The 22192-nt window shown below is 60.6% G+C and carries 20 protein-coding genes; 15 read left to right on the top strand and 5 right to left on the bottom strand.

Annotated elements, in window-relative coordinates; translation table 11 throughout:
* Positions 1–50: 50 nt before the first annotated feature.
* From ACP3TE_RS09065 to ACP3TE_RS09035, 7 genes are all read left to right on the top strand, one after another.
* The gene (locus tag ACP3TE_RS09065) at positions 51–851 is read left to right on the top strand and encodes a 3-oxoacyl-ACP reductase (protein WP_073706995.1); all 801 of its coding nucleotides are present in this window, start codon (positions 51–53) and stop codon (positions 849–851) included.
* A 651-nt stretch (positions 852–1502) separates the two neighbouring features.
* Positions 1503–1904, top strand: a complete 402-nt coding sequence (locus ACP3TE_RS09060; protein WP_426736154.1) for a MerR family transcriptional regulator — start codon at positions 1503–1505, stop codon at positions 1902–1904.
* Positions 1905–2448: 544 nt separating this feature from the next.
* Complete coding sequence (locus ACP3TE_RS09055; RefSeq protein ID WP_426736152.1) at positions 2449–3783, top strand: NtaA/DmoA family FMN-dependent monooxygenase; 1335 nt, start codon at positions 2449–2451, stop codon at positions 3781–3783.
* Positions 3780–4289, top strand: a complete 510-nt coding sequence (locus ACP3TE_RS09050) for a flavin reductase family protein (protein ID WP_400341505.1) — start codon at positions 3780–3782, stop codon at positions 4287–4289. The genes ACP3TE_RS09055 and ACP3TE_RS09050 overlap by 4 nt, the downstream gene beginning before the upstream one ends.
* Before the next feature lie 96 nt (positions 4290–4385).
* The gene (locus ACP3TE_RS09045; protein WP_426736150.1) at positions 4386–4676 is read left to right on the top strand and encodes an NAD(P)-binding domain-containing protein; all 291 of its coding nucleotides are present in this window, start codon (positions 4386–4388) and stop codon (positions 4674–4676) included.
* On the top strand, positions 4639–5130 hold the full coding sequence (locus ACP3TE_RS09040) for an NADPH-dependent F420 reductase (protein ID WP_426736148.1): 492 nt from the start codon (positions 4639–4641) through the stop codon (positions 5128–5130). Before ACP3TE_RS09045 ends, ACP3TE_RS09040 begins: the two co-directional genes overlap by 38 nt.
* 46 nt (positions 5131–5176) lie before the next feature.
* Positions 5177–6400 (top strand): MFS transporter, encoded by a 1224-nt coding sequence (locus ACP3TE_RS09035; protein WP_426736147.1) that lies wholly within the window; start codon positions 5177–5179, stop codon positions 6398–6400.
* Positions 6401–7093: 693 nt separating this feature from the next.
* On the opposite strand, the gene ACP3TE_RS09030 is transcribed toward ACP3TE_RS09035, so the two are convergent.
* Entirely contained in the window at positions 7094–7786 is a 693-nt protein-coding gene (locus ACP3TE_RS09030; RefSeq protein WP_426736145.1) for a GntR family transcriptional regulator, read from the bottom strand.
* Positions 7787–7951: 165 nt separating this feature from the next.
* On the opposite strand from ACP3TE_RS09030, the gene ACP3TE_RS09025 reads away from it, so the two are divergent.
* The 4 genes from ACP3TE_RS09025 (at position 7952) to ACP3TE_RS09010 (ending at position 13316) form a co-directional block, all read left to right on the top strand.
* A complete protein-coding gene (locus ACP3TE_RS09025; protein ID WP_402735013.1) occupies positions 7952–9139 on the top strand; it encodes a mandelate racemase/muconate lactonizing enzyme family protein in 1188 nt (395 codons plus the stop codon).
* A 357-nt stretch (positions 9140–9496) separates the two neighbouring features.
* Positions 9497–11077, top strand: a complete 1581-nt coding sequence (locus tag ACP3TE_RS09020; RefSeq protein ID WP_400341515.1) for an SLC13 family permease — start codon at positions 9497–9499, stop codon at positions 11075–11077.
* Positions 11078–11253: 176 nt separating this feature from the next.
* Complete coding sequence (locus ACP3TE_RS09015; protein WP_426736143.1) at positions 11254–12192, top strand: phosphoglycerate dehydrogenase; 939 nt, start codon at positions 11254–11256, stop codon at positions 12190–12192.
* A 14-nt stretch (positions 12193–12206) separates the two neighbouring features.
* Positions 12207–13316 carry a tartrate dehydrogenase gene (locus ACP3TE_RS09010; protein WP_426736142.1) on the top strand — a complete coding sequence of 370 codons (1110 nt, stop codon included), beginning with the start codon at positions 12207–12209 and terminating at the stop codon, positions 13314–13316.
* 530 nt (positions 13317–13846) lie between these two features.
* On the opposite strand, the gene ACP3TE_RS09005 is transcribed toward ACP3TE_RS09010, so the two are convergent.
* The gene (locus ACP3TE_RS09005) at positions 13847–14566 is read right to left on the bottom strand and encodes an ankyrin repeat domain-containing protein (RefSeq protein ID WP_426736141.1); all 720 of its coding nucleotides are present in this window, start codon (positions 14564–14566) and stop codon (positions 13847–13849) included.
* A gap of 210 nt (positions 14567–14776) precedes the next feature.
* Here ACP3TE_RS09005 and ACP3TE_RS09000 point away from each other — a divergent pair, with 210 nt between their 5' ends.
* The 4 genes from ACP3TE_RS09000 to ACP3TE_RS08985 all read left to right on the top strand — a co-directional run bounded on the left by ACP3TE_RS09000 (position 14777) and on the right by ACP3TE_RS08985 (position 18538).
* On the top strand, positions 14777–15919 hold the full coding sequence (locus ACP3TE_RS09000; RefSeq protein WP_426736139.1) for a sensor histidine kinase: 1143 nt from the start codon (positions 14777–14779) through the stop codon (positions 15917–15919).
* Positions 15916–16542, top strand: coding sequence for a response regulator (locus tag ACP3TE_RS08995; protein WP_426736137.1), 627 nt, complete (start codon positions 15916–15918; stop codon positions 16540–16542). The genes ACP3TE_RS09000 and ACP3TE_RS08995 overlap by 4 nt, the downstream gene beginning before the upstream one ends.
* Before the next feature lie 152 nt (positions 16543–16694).
* Entirely contained in the window at positions 16695–17243 is a 549-nt protein-coding gene (locus ACP3TE_RS08990) for a DUF4822 domain-containing protein (RefSeq protein ID WP_426736136.1), read from the top strand.
* A gap of 449 nt (positions 17244–17692) precedes the next feature.
* Positions 17693–18538 carry a CPBP family intramembrane glutamic endopeptidase gene (locus ACP3TE_RS08985; protein WP_426736134.1) on the top strand — a complete coding sequence of 282 codons (846 nt, stop codon included), beginning with the start codon at positions 17693–17695 and terminating at the stop codon, positions 18536–18538.
* A 369-nt stretch (positions 18539–18907) separates the two neighbouring features.
* On the opposite strand, the gene ACP3TE_RS08980 is transcribed toward ACP3TE_RS08985, so the two are convergent.
* The 3 genes from ACP3TE_RS08980 to ACP3TE_RS08970 all read right to left on the bottom strand — a co-directional run bounded on the left by ACP3TE_RS08980 (position 18908) and on the right by ACP3TE_RS08970 (position 22083).
* Positions 18908–19378: a GNAT family N-acetyltransferase gene (locus tag ACP3TE_RS08980; protein WP_426736133.1), complete on the bottom strand. Its 471-nt coding sequence runs from the start codon at positions 19376–19378 to the stop codon at positions 18908–18910.
* 70 nt (positions 19379–19448) lie between these two features.
* The gene (locus ACP3TE_RS08975) at positions 19449–20813 is read right to left on the bottom strand and encodes an MFS transporter (RefSeq protein ID WP_426736131.1); all 1365 of its coding nucleotides are present in this window, start codon (positions 20811–20813) and stop codon (positions 19449–19451) included.
* Between the two features lie 184 nt (positions 20814–20997).
* A complete protein-coding gene (locus ACP3TE_RS08970) occupies positions 20998–22083 on the bottom strand; it encodes a carboxylate-amine ligase (protein ID WP_426736129.1) in 1086 nt (361 codons plus the stop codon).
* Positions 22084–22192 lie beyond the last annotated feature (109 nt).

Here is a 22192-nt window from a genome sequence, read left to right as displayed (position 1 = left end):
CGCAAAGCATCATCCAACTAAAACAAATCACTAGCAAGGAGAACCATCAGATGAGCGAAACTGCCCCATACAACGGCTTGGTCACCAATCGGCTTGCCGGACGAGTCGCCACTATTACCGGCGGAGCCTCCGGCATCGGCCTGGCTACGGCCAAGCGCCTGGCCCATGAAGGCGCCAAGGTGGTTATTGGCGATATCTGCGCCGAGGAAATCGGCCAGAAAGCCGCCGAAGAAGTCGGCGGGCTTTTCGTCCGCACCGATGTCACCAATGAGGAAGACGTCAAGAACCTGTTCGCCACAGCCAAGTCGACCTACGGCTCGGTGGATATCGCATTCAACAACGCGGGGATTTCCCCGGCAGACGACGCTTCCATCCTGGATACCGGCATCGATGCCTGGCGCAAGGTCCAGGAGGTCAACCTGACCAGCGTGTACTACTGCTGCAAGCACGTGCTGCCTTATATGCAGGAACAGGGCCGAGGCTCCATCATCAACACCGCGTCCTTCGTCGCTGTCATGGGTGCGGCGACCAGCCAGATCAGCTACTCGGCTTCCAAGGGCGGGGTGCTATCCATGAGCCGCGAACTCGGTGTCGAGTTCGCCCGGCAGGGCATCCGGGTCAATGCGCTTTGCCCCGGCCCGGTGAACACCCCGCTGCTCAAAGAGCTCTTCGCCAAGGACCCGGAGCGCGCCGCGCGCCGCTTGGTGCATGTGCCGCTTGGCCGCTTCGCGGAACCGGATGAGCTGGCGGCCTCGGTAGCCTTCCTTGCCTCCGACGATTCTTCCTTCATCACCGCGAGCCAGTTCCTGGTGGACGGCGGCATCGCTGGAGCCTACGTCACCCCGCTGTAAATAGCGAAATGCTCCCCAGAAACTGGCAACTGATAGTCCAGATCTGGGGAGCACTCGTGCCTATATTTCTTTGCCAACGCCCTTCTGCCAACTCGATGTGCTCCAGCATCCCCAATTAGTCGGCGGGCAACGGCCCGAGGGCTGCCGGATGAAACGACCCAGCCAGTGAGGCTCATCCCGGTCTTCTCCTAGGCCGAGAACTTGGCCCCCGAATTCGGATTGGGCTTCAGCGTAGCGTCCGCCAAAGAGCTGGTTCGCAGTTCAAAATGACCGGAAGCCGGAGCTGCCAGCCAAGGTCCGTTGCCGGCAGGCTTCGCCCGCAGGAATGCACGCTCGGGTTTGTTTCCAGCCAGCGAGGCGGCAATCGCAAACTCCAACCAAGCGGCTTCAACTCTCGCAACACATAGCAGCAGGATTCCCCTCCGGTTGCAGGCAACACACGGTAACTGCACACGACTGCTGGATCGCATAGCGGCCTCCAGTCTGCACAATGCACCTAGCCGGGGCGGGGAAGCCAGCCCGAGACAAACCGGCCCGCACCGATCTTGATGAAAGTTCTTTCGTTCCAGCCGATAGCCAACACCAAACTCAACCTTTACACTGGTGTGATACTCAGATCAGGCTTCCGCCGCCACCAACAAAGGATGCTTCTTGCGCATTGGAGAACTGGAACAGAAATCCGGGGTGCCAGCCCGAATGCTGCGCTACTACGAGGAGCAAGGCTTGGTGACACCACGCCGCCTGAGCAACGGCTACCGGGAATATGACGAATACCTGGTGGACCGGGTTGGGAAGATCCGCGGACTCCTCGACGCTGGCATCCCGACGCGGATCATCAGCCTCATCCTGCCTTGCCTGAACCAGCCGCAAACGGTCGTCGTCGACGATCCGGATCCGGGACTTCTGGTGGTCCTGCAGCGCGAACGGGACCGGATGACCGAAAAGATCGATGTCCTGTCCCAGAACCGGGAGGCGATCACCCGCTATATCCAGGCGCTGAAGGCCGCATCCAGCGCCCAGGAAGGCGCCACCTCGGACCGAAAAGCGTCGTAGCAAGGCTCCCGATTTGACCTTGACATTGGTGAGAAGGTTGCACAATGGGTAGGTGATTTCCTCCTACCCACCTTCGACCGCCGGCGGTAGCCGTTTTCGAGCAGCCTCTGCACGGGCTTCCGTCGCGCCCGCGCAGTCATGGGGCGCGCTTCCGCGCCCGGAGCGCCCGACGGCTAGCTCCAAGACCCGAGCGAGTCGACTCTCCGGTCCCATATGCCTGATGACTCCGATAGCGACGGCGTCCGCCGTGTGGCGCCCGGACCCCGCGTTGAATGCAGCGCCCCCTGGCCGGACGGAAGCCCGCGCCATGGCTATTGCTTGCGCTGCCTTGCGCTGCGCAAGAAGCCCCACGGCTCATCCGCGCGATCCCCGATGCGACGAGCATTCTCGCCCCGATTTTCCCCAAGAGAACCCTCTTCGTGGGCAAGACCACGACTTGCTGCTGCATCCGGCCGCAGAACCTGTCGTTCGCGGTCGCAGCAACCCCGGTATTTACACCCATTAACTGCCCAAGGCCCGCATGAGGGCCAGAAATGGAACACCCATGTCAACTTCCCAAATGATTCTCGGCATGCAGCTGGGCAACGGGTACGGAACCCATGGTGCGGCCTGGCGTGGCACCGGCGTGGACCCGGCCAACTACGCCGATTTCGACGCACAAGTGCGCTACGCCCAGGCGGCCGAACGCGGCAAGTTCGCGTTCCTGTTCCTGCCCGACTTCCTGGCCTATAAGGCAGATGGGATGCAGGAGGCGCCAATGCTGACCCTTGAACCGGTGCTGACCCTGGCCGCCATCGCCCGCGCGACCGAGCGCATCGGCCTGGTGGCCACCGGATCCACGACCTTCAACGAGCCCTACAACCTCGCCCGCCAGTTCAAGGCCCTGGACGTGATGAGCCACGGCCGCGCCGGATGGAACGCCGTGACCACCAGCGACCCTGCCTCTGCCGCGAACTTCGGGCAGGAAATAGCACCCCGGCCGCAACGCTACCAGCGGGCGCACGAGAGCATCCAGATCACCCAGGCGCTCTGGGGCAGCTGGCAGCAGGATGCCTGGATCAAGGACAAAGCGAACGCCCAGTTCATCGATCCAGCGAAGATCAATGCCGTCAACCTGCAAGGTGAATATGTCGCCTCCCGCGGGCCGCTGCCCATCCCGCCCTCGGAGCAGGGGCAACCGGTGATCTTCTCGGCCGGCGGAGGTGCAAACGGCCTGGAGATTGCCGGCCGGTACGCCAGCGCCGTCATCGGCGCCGTGTTCACCATCGAGGAAGCGCGCGCCCAGCGTGAAGCCGTCCGGGAGGCGGCGCGCAAGGCCGGACGCAACCCCGACGAGGTGAAGTTCATCGCCGGAGTCATGCCGGCCATCGGCGCCACCAAACGAGCCGCCGTGGATCGCCGAGTTGCCTTGGGCGATCGAGCCGCCGTGGCTCTGGTTCCTTATCTGGGCTCCATGCTGGGGCTGGCTCTCGATGAGAGCCAGCTCGACGAGCCGCTGCGGAGCGCCCAATTGGAGCGTGCCCAGCCCAGCCCCTTCGACCCACGTGCCCCACGTGCTCTCGAGGTGGCACGTGAAGGGTGGACACTGCGTGAGGTTTTGGCCCACGGAGTTATCGATTACCACCCCACTCCTGTTGGTCCAGCGTCGGTCACTGCGGATCACATGCAGCAGTGGTTCGAGGCGGGCGCCTGCGACGGCTTCTGGGTATCCATAGATGTCTACGAGGACGGAATCGATACCTTCGTCGACGAGGTTATCCCGCTGCTCCAGCAGCGCGGCCTGTACCACGAGGACTACGAAGGCAGTACGCTGCGCGAGCACCTCGGCGCCCCGGCCCAGTACGGCCTGGATACCCGACTGGCGAACCCTGCGCAATGAGTGCCACCGAGGGCAACCACATCCACGAAATTGACCAGGATATATTCCGCAGTACCGTCGGCAGCTTTGCCTCTGGCATCACGGTCATCACCGGCCACGATAGCCACGGGCCCGTCGGGTTCACCTGCCAATCGTTCTACAGCGTCTCCATCGATCCGCCGCTGGTGTCCTTCAGCGTGATGAAAACCTCCGCCAGCTATCCGCGGATCCGCGACACCGGAAGCTTCGCGGTCAACGTGCTCTCGAGCGGGCAGGGGGCAGTCGCCAATCAGTTCGCTCGAAAAGGCGGAGACAAATGGGATGGCATCCAATGGAGCACCGCGGTACGGGGAAGCCCGATCCTCGATGGCACCCTGGCGTGGCTGGACTGCACCATCTTCGCCGAGCACGATGCCGGGGACCACTGCATTGTGCTCGGGCGTGTGACAGAGGTGGGAACCTCACCTAGCGGCCACACTGAACCGTTGCTGTACTTCCAAGGCAAATTCCGCGAACTTCGCTGGTAGCACCACGTTTTGGTCACATTCGCAGACTCGGGACTTGACATTCACATCAATGGCAAGGTTGAGAATTGAGAAGCACAGATCCCGCAAAGGAGAATTATGGAAATCGGAATCATCGGCGCCGGCTCGATCGGCTCGACCATCGCCCGGCGGCTCAGCCGCCACGGACACAGCGTCACCATCGCGAATTCCCGCGGCCCGCAGACCATCCCCGCCGCGGCCTTGAGCGCCGGTGCGCGAGCGGTCAACGCCGACGAAGTTGCCAACGGCGTTGATGTCCTGATCCTTTCGGTTCCGATGAACCGCAACAAGGACATCGCCGCCTACGTCCGGCGCGCCCCCCGGATCCGCGGTGGTCATCGACACCTCCAACTACTACCCGTTCCGTGACGGCATAATCCCCGCCTTTGAGGCCGGGCAGCCTGAGAGCGCCTGGTTATCGCAGTTGTTCGGCCGCCCCGTCACCAAAGCCTGGAATGCCATCACCTCCCAGTCTTTCAATACGAAAGCCACCGAGGCGGGCCATGCGGACCGGGCGGCCATTCCGGTGGCGGCCGACCGTGAGGACCACCGGAGCCTCGCGATGTCCCTGGTCGAAGAAACCGGCTTCGATGCCGTCGATGCCGGGGTCCTCGCCGAGTCCTGGCGCCAGCAGCCCGGCTCCCCGGTGTACTGCACGGATCGTACGCGCGAGGCGATGCCCGCCTTCCTGGCAGCCGCGGACAAGGAGCGCGTGCCGCAGCGCCGGGATCTGGCCATGGAGGCCATCGGCGGCTACATCGCCGCCGGAGGCACCCCGGATGGCAAGTTCCTCGTCGCGATCAACCGCGCCTGCTACAGCTGACGCGGCAGACGCCACACTTCACCCTACAAACCAGGAAGAATAACGAGTGACTCCTCACGAATCGACAGCAATACAGGAAGTCGGCGGCCGATCATCCTCCGGCAATCCAGCCCCGGCGCAGAGCGCATCATGGGCGGCGGTAGCCTCGCTGGGCGTGGGCGTCTTCGCCCTCGTGATGGCCGAATTCCTGCCGACAAGCCTGCTCTCCCGGGTTGCCGCGGATCTGTCGGTGACAGAGGGCCTGGCCGGCCAGTCCGTCGCCATCACCGCCATCGTCGCAGCGGTTTCCGGCCTGCTCGTTCCCGTCCTGATCCCGCAAATGGACCGTCGGCGCCTGATGATCATCCTCTCGGCCCTTGCAGTGGCTTCCAACCTGCTGGTGGCGTTCGCCCCGGCTTACCCGGTCCTGCTCGCGGCCCGCGTCCTGCTGGGCATCGCGATTGGCGGCTTCTGGTCGCTGGCGATCTCGATCACCGCGAGGCTGGTTCCGCCCGCGAAGCTCGGACTGGGCTTGACGGTCGTGAACCTCGGCGTCTCGCTGGCCACCGTTGCCGCCGTCCCGCTGGGCACGCTGCTCGGCGAGGTGTGGGGCTGGCGCGCGGTATTCGTGCTGGCCGCCGGCGTGAGCATCCTCGCGGTCATCATCCAGGCAGTCACCCTGCCATCGGTCCTGGCCGGCCCTTCGGGAGGCTTCCGAGCGCTGGGGCAGACCCTGCGTTCCCGGCTGATTGCCATCTGCCTGTTCACCCTGGCCCTGATGGGTGCCGGGCACTTCGCTGGCTTCACCTACATCCGCCCTGCGGCCACCGGGTTGGGCGGACTGGATCCGGAGCAACTCGCGGCCCTGCTGCTGGTGTACGGTCTGGGAATCGTGGGCGGCAACGTGGTCGCCGGGCCGCTGGCTGACCGCATGCTGCGCGGCGCTTCGCTGATCTTCCCGCTGCTGCTCGGTCTAGCAATGATCGGCTTCGCCCAGCTCGGCAGCAGCACCGGTCTGCTCTTCGTCGCCGCCGCACTCTGGGGAGCCGGTTTCGGCGCTTTGCCTACCATCTTCTCGGCCTGGCTAGCACGAGCCGAACCGGACCGCCTCGAGAGCATCGGTGGGCTCCAAACAGGGGTGTTCCAGGTGGCGGTCGCCCTCGGTGCATTCCTGGGCGGGCTCCTGGTTGATGGTGCGGGCGTGCAAACCGCTCTGGTTTTTGGCGGTCTCACCGCCGTGCTCGGCGCCGTGATCCTGGTGCTGGTCAAACCCCGGCCACTGGCAGGTTGATCCCAGAATCATAAACGCGGAATGCGGTAGGAGTGCTGGGTTGCCCTCCTGCCGCATTCTGCGCAGCCCGCCGATATTCCGGCTCATCGGCGCGCAATCGTGCCAGTTCAAGAAGTTATTGTCCAGCGCGGGGTCGTCGGTGGGCCTGCCTAGGCCGGCCACTAATTCGCACCGTTCACCTCGGGCGTTCAATCAGGTGCATCACCAACGGATGGCTCTTAGTGGAGCATCCCCCGCGCCAAATAACGCAAACAGCTCCACTGCGGCGGGTAGCGGAGGCCCAAAGGCCGTGCGCTCGAGAATTGCAGCCAGTCGGTCGCACGACTTGCATCCGCGGCGCCCGGTGGGATTCTCGACAGCACTTAAACCAGATCCATTCACGAGTAGCCGAATCCACTTCGCGGTTGGCCCGAGGGCACGCGATACCGCAAGCCATGCCTGCTGCCTTCACTACAGTGGAGAATTCCAACACCTTGAAGCACCAGCTGGCATCGGATGCCTGCCGCAAGCAATGATGCGGCAAACTACGCCTACGTCAGCGTTTTTCTATCTCACTTTATTGGGCATTGCCATCCGCGGTCAGCCGACGCAGCTACCGCGCAGGCACAAGCGCAAGCATTCATTACCCCTTGGACGATTATTGCCAGCGCAGATCACGACTTTCGAGACTCACAGGTGATCCAGCAATTTCGATCAGATAGTTCCAACATTTGACGGACCCCACAGTGACTGCGGGACTTCGCCGGAAATGCGGTATTCGCGATCTTCCAATGCGCCGGTCACGGCAGCGGTCAGGCTATTGACGATGTGGGCATGAGACAGTTCAGCAGCACTCATAGCGTCGCCGGCAATCACCAGATCGAGAATCTCGTGGTGCTGGTTTAGATCGAGTGTTCTTGGCTCATTTCCGGCCGGCAGCTCCAGTCCCACGCGGCGATACCTGTCAGTCTTATCCCATAGGTCATCGAGCAGCCGGATCATGACGTCATTATGCGACGCGACATAAATTGCACGATGAAACGCCCGGTGCGCAGCGACCGCTTCCTCACCCCAGGTACGCGTTACGGGCAGGAGCTCGGCTGCAGTTCTCTTCATTTCCTCAATATCACGGTCAGTACGACGCAGCGCCGCGAGTTGTGTCGCTACCGGCTCCATTGAAAGGCGAACTTCAAGCAGCTGACGAGCCTCAGAACCGCTCATAGGCGACACGCGAACATCGCGGTGCGTATCCATCTCCACCCAGTCCTCACTGGCCAGCTGCCTGATCGCTTCGCGCAATGGGGTGATACTCATGCCCATCTCTTCAGCGAGGTCGTACTGCGATAGACGCGAGCTTGGCTTCAATTCGCCTGAGACAATCCGGCGGCGCAATTCGCTGTATGCCATAGCACCCTTGCTGCTGAAGGTACTCGTTGCACTCATTTTTCCCTACTTGTTCTTATATGGACTCAGGGGTTGTGCCCCGCATCACTTTCAGTATAGTGTACCTAAATATCTTATAAGACTCTTATAAGAGCCTTATAAGCGGAACTCCCGAGAGAAGGAAACATCGTGAAAATTGTCTCTGCACACACCGGAACTATCCCTATCAGCTCGTCCATGCGCAACGCATACATCGACTTCAGCAAAATGGACTGCACGATTCTTGCACTCGTCAGCGACGTCATCGTTGACGGAAAACCGCTGGTTGGTTATGGATTCAATTCCAATGGACGCTATAACGCCACGGCGATCCTCGAAGAACGCATGATTCCACGACTGCTCAATGCCGCACCTGAGGATCTACTGGACGATGCAGATGAGCTGTCCCCCGAGAAGGCTTGGGACATCATGATGGGCAATGAAAAGCCCGGCGGCCACGGCGAGCGCTCGGTTGCGGTGGGCGTAGCGGATATGGCACTGCATGACTTGGCCGCGAAGATCGCCGGAGTGCCTCTATACCGGTGGATCTCCGATCATTACGGCGATGGCAACCCGGATGAAGACGTCTTTGTCTACGCCGCCGGCGGCTACTATGCCCCGGGCAAGACACTGGAAGACCTGCAGAACGAGATGCGCGGATTCCTAGACGCAGGCTACGACATCGTCAAGATGAAAATCGGTGGCACTGACCTCGCCGATGACATCAAGCGCATCGAAGCTGTCTTGGAAGTCCTCGATGGTGACGGAACCCGCCTGATGGTGGATGTCAACGGAAAATTCGATCTCGAAACCGCGCTGGAATACGGCAAGGCCATCGATAAGTACAATCTGTTCTGGTACGAAGAAGTCGGCGATCCGTTGGACTACTCGCTGAACGCCACGCTGTCCGAGAACTACAAGAACCCCATCGCCACCGGGGAGAATCTCTTCTCCCTCCAAGACGCCCGCAACTTGATCCGCCACGGCGGAATGCGCCCGGATCGCGACTACATCCAGGTGGACCCAGCGCTGAGCTACGGACTAACCGAATACCGACGGATCCAGGACATGCTGGCCCAGCACGGCTGGTCCTCACGCCGCTGCATTCCGCACGGCGGGCACCAGTTCTCCCTGCACATCGCCGCAGCCCTCAAGCTCGGCGGCAACGAATCCTACCCGGGCGAGTTCCAGCCCACCGGCGGCTTCACCGACGACGCAGTCATCGTCAACAGCCGAGTGGCACCCGGCGAACTGCCAGGTATCGGGCTCGAAGGCAAGGCAGAGTTCTACGAGCTCCTGCGTGCTTTGCACACTAAGCAGCCGGTTCTAGCTCACTAATCAACGGCGATTCCCGTTGCCATCCGGGTCTACGGGAATCGCCGCCCCCAGTTCTTCTCGAATTAAGTTTTTCCTGCACGCTCTAGTGCCCCTCTGAACGCAGCCTGGCCACTCCCGTTCTCGGTACGCGGCTCCGTTTCGTTTTCAGCTGCCCCATCAGCTCTCCCGCATTCTGGGAACCTTTACGCAAAGTTCGGCCTATTCGTCATACCCTTCTAACAACCAATCTTAGAAAGTGCCGCCATGGAAAATCCTGCTCTGCATTCCCTCTGGGGAAGCCTATGGAACTCGCACCGACAGACCAAAAGCCTGCTATCCCTTCCCAAATTCCGGCACCGCACTGAATCCCAACTTGTCATGAGTAATCAGGCCGCGCAGCTCCTGCAGGGCGACGACGCCCCAGCAAAGAATACCGACCTGCTTCCTGGTGCCAACGCCAACCCCGAAGGCCCCGGCCCCGGTTATACGCCTTCACGCATTGTCGGCCTGATTCTCGGACCCCTGCTGTTCATCGTGGCAATGTTCTTCTTCTCCCCCGAAGGCCTTTCGCCGCAAGGCCAAGCGGTACTTGCCGTGACGCTTTGGGTCGCCACCTGGTGGATCACTGAGGCCATACCCATTCCAGTTACCTCCCTCTTGCCAGTGGTGCTCCTTCCCCTGACGGGTGGCCTGGACGGGGATCTGGTTGTCTCCGCATACGGCAATGACATTATCTTCTTGTTCATTGGCGGGTTCTCCTTGGCGATCGCAATGGAGAAGTGGAATTTGCACCAGCGCATCGCCCTGGCGATTGTCTCAGCAATCGGCACCAGCCCTAAACGCATTGTTCTCGGTTTCATGGTGGCAACAGCATTCTTGTCGATGTGGGTTTCCAATACAGCGGCAACAATGATGATGATCCCCGTGGGCTTGGCGGTCGCCTATCAGGCCGCGCGTTCCCTTCGTGGCGGTGAGCATGCTGCAGATTTGTCGAAATTCGAGAAATCCATAGTTTTCGGTATTGCCTACGCGGCTACTATCGGTGGCCTCGGCACCCTCATTGGCACACCACCACTGGCCATTTTCGCCGCAACTTCAGGCGAGCTTTTTGACCAATCAGTTTCCTTCGGCGGTTGGATGCTCTTCGGAATCCCTATCGTTATCCTGCTTCTGGCTTTCACCTGGTTCTACTTGACCCATGTGGCCTTCAAAGTGAAATTCAAGCATCTTCCAGGCGGTGCGGAACTCATTAAAAGCGAACGCAATGCACTGGGTGGCATGTCACGCGAAGAAAAGGCTGTCATGTCGATCTTCCTCGGAGCTGCCTTCTTGTGGGTCACCCGTTCATTCATCTGGGAAGACTTATTGCCGGGAATCAGCGACGGCATTATCGCCATCATGGCGACAGTGGTGCTATTCATGCTTCCCACACGGCAGGCCGAGCAACCGAAGATCTTGAACTGGGATGATTCGAGGAAGATCCCGTGGGGAATCCTCCTGCTGTTCGGCGGTGGCCTAGCCATTGCCGCAGGCTTTGTCGAAAGCGGCCTGTCGAGTTGGATCGGTGACCAGCTGCGCGTGCTCGACGGTGCCAATGTAGTGGTCATCATCATCTTGGCAACCGCTCTTGTCCTCTTCCTGACCGAAATCACCTCGAACGCCGCCACTGCAACGATGATCCTCCCCGTTATGGCAGCTTTCGCGCTGGCACTGGGAATTCACCCATATGCGTTGATGGTCCCTTGCGCTATGGCTGCCAACTGCGCGTTCATGCTTCCCGTTGGCACTCCACCAAATGCGATCTTGTACGCCACCGGAAAAGTGAAGATCACCGAAATGGTCAGAGTTGGAATGTGGCTCAACTTCATCGCGTTGGCCCTGATTGTCATCGCCGCTCTTTACCTACTTCCTGTGTTGTGGGGTATCGATCTGATGTCCGTTCCAGCTGACTTCCAGTAAGCCCATGGCGGGCCACGAGTATCAGATGATTCTCAGACCGCCACTGGGGCAGGGCTGCTGCCGTGAAACTATTGATTCCCGGCAGCCGCCCTGCCGGGGTCCCGAAGTTGTATTCCCAACGTTCAGACTTGCAATGAATATCAATTTTTACTTTCAAATATGGAGAACCACTAATCATGGGCCGCGTGCTAATCACCACGGACTACCTTCGCCCCAACGACGACATCGACAATTTGCTCAAGCAGCACGGTCACGAAACAACTTTCGCCCCGTTTGAATCGAAGCGCGATACTACTCAGCAGATGTCCTTGCTCACCGGTTTTGACGCCGCAATTATTGCCAGTGAACCAATTACCCGAGACATGCTGGCTTCAGCACCCAGCCTCAAGGTATTGGCCCGCAGCGGCGTCGGCTACGACTCCATTGATGTCCAAGCCGCAAGCCACTATGGGGTACGAGTCTGCAACGCTCCAGGCAGCAATCATTATTCCGTCGCTGAAATGGCCATCGGCCTTCTCATCATGTCAGCACGACATTTGGCGAATGTCACCAGCGCAGTTCGGCTAGGGCAGTGGCCACGCAAAGCGGGCCACGAATTGCATGGAGCAACCTTGGGCATTATCGGGTACGGGCCGAGCGGGCAGGCCACAGCAAAGCTGGGACTCGCACTGGGCATGAAAGTCTTGGTAAGCACAGCACATCCGAGCAGCTCAGATAGGGAAATTAGCTTCACCGACCTCGATACAGTGTTCAAGTCCGCCGATTATCTATCCCTGCATTCTCGTGCAAGCGGTACTGGCCCGCTTGTCGATGAGGCGAAGTTTGAGCTGATGAAGGATTCGGCGATCATCATCAATACTGCACGTGGATCGCTGATCAATGAGTCCGCTCTGGCTGCCGCACTTAGCAATGGCACGATTGCAGGTGCCGCGCTCGACGTTCTCGACCACGAACCAATGACGGATTCCAGCCCCCTTCGGGGACTGGAAAATCTGATAATCACATCCCATCTGGCAGGGCAGACCGTAGAAGCCCGATTACGCGCCGGGATGATCGCCGCCCAGGCAGTCATCGACGTCTTAGCCAACCGCCAACCGGATCATCCTGTCAACTAGCAGTGTTCTGCCCCATGCAACAAGCAGATTGGAAAATCATGTCAAAAATTCATCGCGTCGCTGTCATTCCTGGCGACGGAATCGGAACCGAAGTGGTCCCGGAGGGCCTGCGTGTCCTGGATGCCGCTGCAGAAATCTTCGACTTCAATCTCGAATACGAGCACTACGATTTCGCATCAGCAAACTACTACAGCCAGCATGGCAAAATGCTGCCGGAAAACTGGTTCGAACAGCTCAATAGATTCGACACCATCTTCTTCGGAGCAGTTGGCTGGCCGGACGTCGTTCCCGACCATGTTTCGCTTTGGGGAAGCCTCCTGCAGTTCAGGCGACATTTCGACCAGTACGTGAGCCTGCGCCCAGTCAAGCTTCTGGAGGGTGTGCCTAGTCCGTTGGCTACTCCTAAGCCCGGGGACGTAGATTTCTATGTCGTGCGGGAGAACACCGAGGGCGAATACTCCAGTATCGGCGGAAAGCTCTTCGACGGAACCGACCGTGAAATCGTCATGCAGGAAACCGTCATGAGCCGCACGGGAGTAGACCGAATTCTCAAGTATGCATTCGAGCTGGCCCAAAGCCGTCCGAAGAAGCATCTGACCTCGGCGACGAAGAGCAACGGAATTTCTATCACCATGCCGTACTGGGACGAACGTGTTCAGGAGATGTCTTACGCATATCCCGACGTAAACGTCGATAAGTTCCACATTGATATTCTGGCTGCCAATTTCGTTATGCATCCCGAGTGGTTCGACGTCGTTGTCGCCAGTAATCTCTTTGGCGACATTCTCTCCGATTTGGGACCTGCCTGCACCGGAACCATCGGCATCGCACCCAGCGGGAACATCAATCCGGAACGCAAATATCCGAGCTTGTTTGAGCCCGTGCACGGCTCAGCACCCGATATTGCCGGCAAGGGGATTGCCAACCCTGTCGGACAAATCTGGTGCGCTGCCATGATGTTGGATCACCTAGGTGAAACCAAAGCCGCCACTGCTATTACCGATGCCATGGAGTCCGTGCTGTCCCAAGGGCAAGCAGTGCTTACACCGGATATGGGCGGCAAAGCGTCAACCGCAGAATTAGGGGCAGCCGTAGTCTCAGCTTTAGTCAGCTCCAAGCATTGAACCGCGGAACCCGGCTCACTCGTTGAATGATGACCGGGTCATGCTGATTTCTTCAATCCCCATGGCCCCGCTCAGTGCACTTCACTGTGGCTCTCGACGCGAACCAGCTACGCTTGGAAGCAAGCAGCGCACTATCGCAGTCGTGGATGCTTCGACCAGTTGGCCGTACGTTACTTCTGCCAAGGAATCCAAGCCGGCGCCGGCATCCAGATCGATGCGTGCGGTACCTTTTCCATTCTTGATCGCAATGCAGCGGCAATAGGCAGCCGCCACCGTAGCTGCGGCTTGGCAACCCGTGAGGGCCAGGACTGCAAGGCCGAGCAGGTTCATGGGAACCAGCGCGGGGTGGCGCAGGAGGCGGACCCTTTAGAACGGTGCGAGTGTCCTCGATTTCGAGATCACCAATACTCAAACACCGGAAAGTGACAACGAATTACGAGACTGCCGTACTCGTGAGGAAACTCAGGATGAACGACTAGTAGCCACCCCGCCAGGCAGCACGGCGATCGGCTCAATCTTGCACCGGGGAACTACTGATGCGCGGCGATGGCTTCGGCCAGCTCGTCGAATCCGAGCCGGCGCGCATTCTCCAGGGCGGTGCGCCCCTGCGGGTCGGTGATCCCCGGATCCGCCCCGGCGGCCAGCAGCAGCCTGGCGGCCTCTTGCTGGTTTGGCCCTCCATCGCCAAGCAAGACGGCTTCTTGCAGCGCGGTCCATCCCGGATTGTTCACATGGTCAAGCGGAACACCTGCCTCGATGAGCATCTTCACGGTCTCCACATGGCCGTGCTCGCTGGCCGGAATGAGCGCGGTCCCTCCATAGCGGTTGAGGCTTTCAACGTCCGCCCCGTTCTCCAGCGCTAGTTCCAGAACCTCGTTGAAACCCTCGGCCCCGGCATAGAGAAAGGTCGAATCCTCAAGATCATCCTTGGCATTGACGTCCCCACCGGCGGCAATCAGGTCCCGCACCAATTCCACGTCATTGCCCTTGGCCGCGCGGATCAGCCGCTGATCCAATTCATCCTGCTCCACGGCGGTGAGGCTCGCTTCCGGTGCCGTGGTTTCTGGAGATGCGGATTCGGTACTGGACGGTGCCGGAGGACCCACGAGTTTAGCTTCAGGCGCTGCCATGGAACACCCCGCGAGAACAGCCAAACCCGCAAGAGACAGCGCCCCGATGCCCAAGGCCCTCCTTCCATGGCCAGTAGCTTTGATCTCCGTGGCAGTTGATGGGTTCTGGTTCTTGCTCATGAGCGCTCCTTGCTGGGGATCTCCCGTAGTCCGGAAAACGGGCTTCCTCCCATCATCCAGCACCACGGCTGCTGCGGGCATCGTCCGATAGGCGATGAAAACCATCCAGAAGGCGGAGCACAAAACCTGTCCCAGGTCCTACCATGGGGAAAGCATCTACATCACGACAAAGGTTTTGCCATTCCTACCGCTACTGCTCCCCCTAAATTCATGCTTGCGCCTCGAGCCAACATCGACACCCTGGTGCATGTCGGCTTTGCCGTGCTCATGTTCACCGCACTCATCCGCTACGTCCTGCGCCATGATCCGGTGGAAAATCTCTGGATTATGGTGCTCGCCGGCGTGGTCTGCGCGCTCTATCTGGTCACTGCATTCCTGGTGAACCGAGGAACGGGCCAGGGCCGGTGGGTCATCGTGCTGGTAGCGACTTCCTCCGTTCTGGTGCTCCTCGCACCGAGTTTCGCCTGGTGCTCCTTCGGACTCTTCTTCCTGTGCCGCAGGACGCTGCGCGGATTGGCCGGGTATCTGGCCGGCGGGCTGGCCATCCTGGCCGCGGCGTTCAGCTGGTACATGTTCAGCGATGACAGGGACATCGTGATGCTTCTCGGGCCCATCGCCATCGGCGCGATGCTGACCCTGATCTTCGACAGGATGGAACAGGACGCGGCAGAGCAGCGCCGGCTGAACGAAGAGATCTCCAGTGCGCAGCTGCAGCTAGCGGCCAGCGAGCGCCGCGCCGGGATCATCACCGAACGGGCACGGGTCTCCCGGGAAATCCATGACACGGTGACCCAGGGCTTGGCCAGCAGCCTGCTGCTGCTCGAAGCGGCCAACCGGAATTGGCCTACCGCGGCCTCGCAGGATGAAGTCCGCCAGGCCGGCGAATTGCTCCGGCAGAACCTCATGGAAACCCGGCGACTGGTCCACGACCTGGCTTCGCCGGCCACGGATGCCGGTCCGCTGCCCGAGGTGCTCCGCGAAGCCGCGGCCGCCTACCTCCCGGATCTCCAGCTGCATGTCGTGGGCACCGAGCGCGCAGTATCCCCCGAGGTCCGCCATGCCCTGCTGCGCGTGGTGCAAAGCGCCGCCGCCAATGTGAAACTTCATTCCGGGGCGGAGCAGGCCACCGTCACTATCGGTTTCCTCCAGGACACCGTCACCCTGGACATCCATGACAACGGCCGGGGCTTCACCCCGGAGAAGCTCCAGGCCCCCTCCCAGTCCGGCGGCTACGGGTTGCGCGCCATGAGGCAGCGCGTGGAACAACTCGGCGGGGAATTCTCGGTGGAAAGCACCCCGGGTTCCGGGACCGTCATCGCCGCGCAGATCCCCAGCGAGGAGAACATCTCATGACAACAATTTCGGTGCTTCTGGTCGATGACCATCTCGTGGTCCGCAGCGGGCTCAAGGCGCTGCTCGATACCCAGCCGGATATCGAGGTGATCGCTGAAGCCGACTCCGGCGAGGCCGCCCTCAAGCAGCTTGAAACCCTCGCCCCGGATGTCATTGTCATGGATCTGGCCATGGGTGCGGGCATGGACGGCATCGACGCGATCAAGGAAGTCCGCCAGCGCAACGCCAAGCAGGCGGTGCTGGTGTTCACCACCTATGATTCAGATGCCGATATCGTGCGGGCCGTGGATGCCGGCGCCATGGGCTACCTGCTCAAGGATGCCGCTCCGGAGGAGATCTTCAGCGCCGTGCGCGGTGCCTCCAATGGAAAGAGCGTGATGAGCGCCCCGGTGGCCTCCAAGCTCTTCCGCAGGCTGCGCAACCCCGACGAGGCACTGACTCCCCGCGAGGCGGAATTGCTCAGCCTGCTGGTCGAGGGGCTTGGCAACAAGGAGCTGAGCCAGCGGCTGTTCATCTCGGAAGCTACGGTCAAGACCCACCTGGCCCATATCTATGCCAAGCTGGGCGTGGAAACACGCGTCGAGGCGATCACCACCGCCCTCCGCCGGGAGGGCATGCGCTAGGTACCGCAAGGCGCTGGAAGACTCATCCACCAGGCCGCCAGTCCCAGCTTGATGGCCGATGTCTTTGCTAGGTTGAAACGACAAGATTGATTTATCACCAAGCCCCACCGGGCCTTAGTGGACATCATCTTTTGTGAATCGAGGCAGAACCCATGAAGAAGCACATCAATACCTCCAAGCTGCTCATGTCGCTGGGCGGCGTATCCTTGGCCATCGGGCTGCTGGCCGGGTGCACCTCCGGTGCCGAGGCCGGGCAGGCCAACGCAGGCAGCACCGCCGAAGCCACGCAGGGCGCATCAGCAGCCACCGGCACCATGACCCCGTCCGAGATCCTGTCCTCCACCGCCTGGGAAACCACCGGTGCCACGGATGCCCAGGGCGAAGCAGTGGAGCTCTCCGACAAGGATGTCAGCAACTTCGTGGGCAACGCCTACTTCCGGGCCGATGGCACCTTCTACATGTACAACCTGGATGACTCTCCCAAGATGCAGGGCGATTGGACCGTCAGCGACGATGGCAAGACCCGCAGCATCGTCGCCAAGGATGACGCTGGCAAGGTACTGTTCACCCGCGATTCGCAGATCGTCACGCTCACCGGCGAAGAATTCACCTACCGCGTCTTCCCAGATCCTGAAAAGACCGATGTCTACTTCGATATCATCCACACCCCGACCAGCCACCCCGAGCCAGCTGTCTCCTGACAATCATATTAAGGAACCCATCAGCCCGCCTCTGCCAGGAGCCCTCCGGAAGTGGCGGGCTCTTGGCAGGTCGGCAAGCAAGCTTGCTGCAGCCAGGCCTAGCTGGCATTCCTGTTTTGCCCGGAATTGACCGTTTCCGAGAACGACGGTTGGCGCTAGATGCGCATTTCTGTTTCATTACTACTCAAGCACCATTCTTCATTACTTCCCAACAATGGCAGACCGTATTATCGGACTTCTTGTGCGCCACAACACGGACGTGGATTTGAAAGCGAGTGAGGTCGTCCCTACTGGCCCAGTGCGAGTATTGCTGTATGACGCCAAGCTCAATCTTGGTATCGCGAGGGTCATCCGGTCGCTAAGCGGCGGGGACTTTCGTTGGGCCGGAACTAGCTTGTGCGGCCGTCAGACCTGACAGTTTATTGAGAGGCAATTGAGGGGATTACGCGATGAAAAACACTGTTGAGCGTTCGGGATGGGCGCGATTCTGGGATAATGGGCGGTGGTGGAAGGCGCTGATCCTCACGGTCGGCTACCTCGCTGTTTATCAGCCGGCCTCTCTGCTCATGGCCCCATTTGTTCCTTTTATCGGCGACACGGGGTCGGCCAGTTACGTTTTAGTTCTCTTCGCGACTCCGGTTCTGATTGGTTGCCTCATTCTGATCGTTTTCGGTGCCAGTCTTCATTGGCTAAGGAGCCTGTTCGCCAGGCAATCGATCCGTGGAGGTGGCTGGATGTGGATCGCCATTGCCGTCGTGTTGATGTTCAACGTGCTGCGATTCGCCAGCGTCGACTATGCTGCTGCCGGTTTCGACTGGGTAGCCGCATGGCTCCTCGCAGGCCTGTTCATCGGTTTCGCGGAGGAAGTGCTGACCCGCGGTTATGTCGTGCGGATCATGCGTTCGTCTGGGAAGTCCGAAATCGCGGTTGGTCTCGTCTCTGCGTCGCTGTTCGCTCTGCTGCATGGCTTTAACTTCTTTACTGGCCAGCCGTTTGTGTCGACGCTGCTCCAAATGCTTTATACATTCTTCTTTGGATTCTGCATGTACCTCGCCTTGCGTGTGACCCGTACGATCATCGCGCCGATCCTTCTGCATGCAAGCACTGACCCCAGCATCTTCATGCAGGGCATCTACTCCACGGAGGGCTCCCTCTCGTCGCTCGCTCAACTCGGCAACATCGTCCTGATCCTTGTTGCGGTGGTTCTGTTGGTCGTATTCATCATTACTGAGAGCCGTGCCGGTCACCGCAAGCGTTCAGGGCTGGCCGATTCCGCGCGGATATCCGAAGGATAGGATGCGGTTCATTGCGAGACTGCGCCATGTGAAAGCCTTTAGCCTAACGGCGTCATAGTAGCTGTGATCGCACACCTTCGCCTCGGCGGTCGTCAGCCGCTACAGTCCGTCTGCCGCAAATGATTGCTAGTGAGCTGCTCTGTCAAGCGCTCCGCGGAATTCAGGAGCGAGGATGTTGTTGGGTTGATCGCTAACTCATGCTACTTAGTGATCGCAGAACACCAGCAACTGGCGATCAACCCAACAGGCTTCAGCAGTGCAGTCGACTTCTGAAAATGACACCTAGATCCGAAAAAGACCGAATTTGGTGTCCTTCATGGCCTTTGCCACGACGGGCACAAGAATGCTTGTCGGTGCCCTGCCCAAGAGTTAGTTCAGTGCAAGGATCCGGGTCATGTAGACGCTGTTGGGGTCCTCCAGATAGGAACCGAAGGGCTGGCACTGCTTGAAGCCGTGCTTTCGGTACAGCGAGCGCGCGGGTGCGAAGAACTCCATCGCCCCCGTTTCAAGGGATATGCGCGATAGCTTGCGCTGCGCGGCATCCTCCAGAGCATGGAGCAGCAACCAGGAAGCGACGCCTTGCCCGCGGAAGGCCGGGTCCGTCCGCATGCTCTTGAGCTCCTCGTGGCCCGGCTCCAATACCGCCAACGCACAGGTGCCCACTATGCGCTGGTCCTTCTGCGCTGCCCAGAGCCGGACGGTTGGCTGGCGTAGCGCAACCAAGTCCAATGCATGCTGGGACTCCAGCGGCGACTGCGGCGCCATGTCAGCAAGGTGGGCTTCGAGGAAGGCTCTCAGGGAGGGATCCTCGAAGTCTGCGGGTTCAATGGACAACGTCATGAGCGACAAGATATCAGCAGTTTGTATCGGAGATGTTACGGGCAGCTAGTTGCCCTTTGGCCACCACGGCTCACAAATGCTCGGGTCCCGCTTCTTCTGTGTGGCCTCCCCATTCCCCGGTTGCGCCCTCCTGCGGATACAAATCAGCTCCGGTGCGATCCTTCAAGGTCAGCGTTGCGATCAGCGAAGCGCCCACCCAGATGAACAGGTAGGTCGAGACCGCCACGGTGGTATTGAACTGGCCCACCAGCGCCGCGGCAATGGTCGGGGCGAACGCGCCACCGATCACCGAGCCCAGGGCGTAGCTGATCGAGGAACCGCTCAGGCGGATGCGGGCCGGGAACAGCTCGGCATACAGCGCCGGCAACGGTCCGTAGGAGAAGCCCATGAAAGCGCCGAAGACCACCAGGGACACGGTGACCCAGGCCAGATTCCGGGTTTCGATCAGCAGGAACAGCGGGAAGAGCCAGGCCAGCAGCAGCACCCAGCCGATGATGAACATCTTCTTGCGGCCAATGCGGTCCGAGACCACGCCGCCGATCCAGGTGGAGATCAGCCAGGCCAGCGAGCCGATGGTGATGATGTTCAGGATGTCGCCAGCCTGCAGTTCCAGCTTGTTCGTTGCATAGCCCAGGATGAAGCCGCCGGTGAGCATGTACCCGGCAGTGTTGTTGCCCATGAATACCAGCGTCGCCTGGATGACTTTCTTGGGGTGCTTGCTGAACAGCGTGGACAGCGGGGCCGACTCGGTCTGCTTGGTCCGGGCCATTTCCTCGAAGACCGGGGATTCCTCCACGCGCTGGCGGATGTAGTAGCCGATGAGGATCAGCACGAAGCTGAGCAGGAACGGGATGCGCCAGCCCCAGGCCATGAACTGCTCCGGGGAGAGAACGGCGGCGATAATGGCGCTGACTGCGGAGGCCAGCAGCATGCCGGCCGGGACGCCGAGCTGCGGGAAGGCACCGAATTTGCCGCGCGCATGATCCGGCGCGTGCTCCACTGCCATCAATGCCGCACCGCCCCATTCGCCGCCGGCGGAGAAGCCCTGGACGATGCGCAGGATGATCAAGAGAATCGGAGCCCAGATGCCGATGCTCGCATAGGTGGGCAGCAAGCCCACCAATGTGGTGCCGACGCCCATCAGCACCAGGGTGATGATCAGCACCGCGCGGCGGCCGTACTTGTCGCCCACCCGGCCCATCACGATCGCGCCCAACGGGCGGAAGAGGAAGCTGATGCCGACGGTGGCGAAAGCGATGATGGAGCCCAGCGACGCTTCGGCGGGAGTGAAGAATTGCGGGGCCAGGACCAGGGCCGCCGCATTGGCGTAGATGAAGTAGTCGTACCACTCCACGGTGGTGCCCACCATGGTCGCTCCCGCGACGCGTTTCTGCTCCTTGGTCATGCGCCCGGGTACTGCAGCTGGAGTGCTCATGATTCCCCCTCGTTGTTGCGAGTATGCAGGAATCACTTTCCTCCGCCCCAACACCCCAGTGCTGGCCGTTCATGCAGGATCGACTCCCTGCCTTGATAGTAGGCCTCTGCCGAACCCGCTACAAGCGGTATTTCTCCATGCGCGCCGCTCCCCTGGTTGTTCGTGTTGCTCCTGCAAAAACCTGTCAGGCTTGCGCGAACAGCTTGGCGGCATCAGCCACGACCTGCTTCGCTCCGCCCTGGTTCCAGCTCTCGAGTTGGCGCGTGGCACCATTGCCGAAATTCGCGAGCGAGTCCAGGTAATCGGCCACGAACTGTTCATCGCCATTGCGCTGCAATTGACGGCCCGCGTAATCGAGCACCCGCTTCATCATGTCCTTGGCAGGCACAGGAGTCCTGGCTTCGCTATCGAAATAGGTGCCTTCCACCCCCGACTTCGCCGCTTGCCACAGGCCCAGGTCGAGAACCTCGGACGCTGCCGTGCTGGCGGGGTTCTGTGTTGCCGAGGCAGTATCCACGATGGCCCGGATGAGCAAAGCCAGGGCCACGGATTCGCCGGCTGCCATCTGCGTGTCCGCCGCCCGCACTTCAATGGTCGGATGGTTCACCGATAAGCGGGCAAACCAACCGATATGTCCCGGATCAAGCAGCGCCCCGGAGGTGATCATGGCCTCAATGCGCTGCTGGTATTCCTCCGCCGTCGCAAACGCCGGCGGGATGCCTGCCGCAGACCATCTGCGGTAGTGCACCGTCCGCCACGAGGCGAAGCCGGTTGGCTCCCCGTTCCAGATGGGAGAGTTCGCGCCCATTCCCGCAATCAGCGGCAGCCAGCCGCGCAAGGCATTCAGCGCCCGGACTCCGGCGGCGGCATCAGGGACATGCACATGGATGTGCAGTCCGTTGATGAAATGCTCTCGGGCGATCCCCGGGACGAACTCGTGGATGGTTGCGTAGCGCTGGCCCTTGGTGAACTCCGTAGAGCTCGGAAGTCCCAGCGCCGTTCCCGAAGCAAAGGGAAGCACCTGGTGCTCGCGGCAGATCCGCTCAATGGCGGCGCGCCGCCGCACCAGCGCTTCCACGGCTTCTTGCGCAGAGGTGCAGATCCCGGTGACGATTTCCAGCTGGCTGGCCAGAAGTTCGCGGTGGACCGTGGTGCCCTGCAGATCGAGGCCAAGCAGCTGGGCGCTGAGCTCATCGGCCATCGGCACCGGGGCGGCAGTATCCGGATCCACGAGGAAGAATTCCTCTTCGATCCCAAAGGTCCTGGTCATGGATGCTGGTTCGCCTTCCCTGTACAGCAATACGAACTGAACATTAGACGGCAGCTGGCCCCGACGGCCGTTCCCGGCAGGAAACCCAGCGATTTTCCAGCTTCGCCGC

It is taken from the genome of Glutamicibacter sp. 2E12 (assembly GCF_050030965.1).
Classification (GTDB): Bacteria; Actinomycetota; Actinomycetes; order Actinomycetales; family Micrococcaceae; genus Glutamicibacter.
The sequence above is the reverse complement of the archived record's forward strand: the minus strand, read 5'-3'. Positions and strand labels throughout refer to the sequence as shown.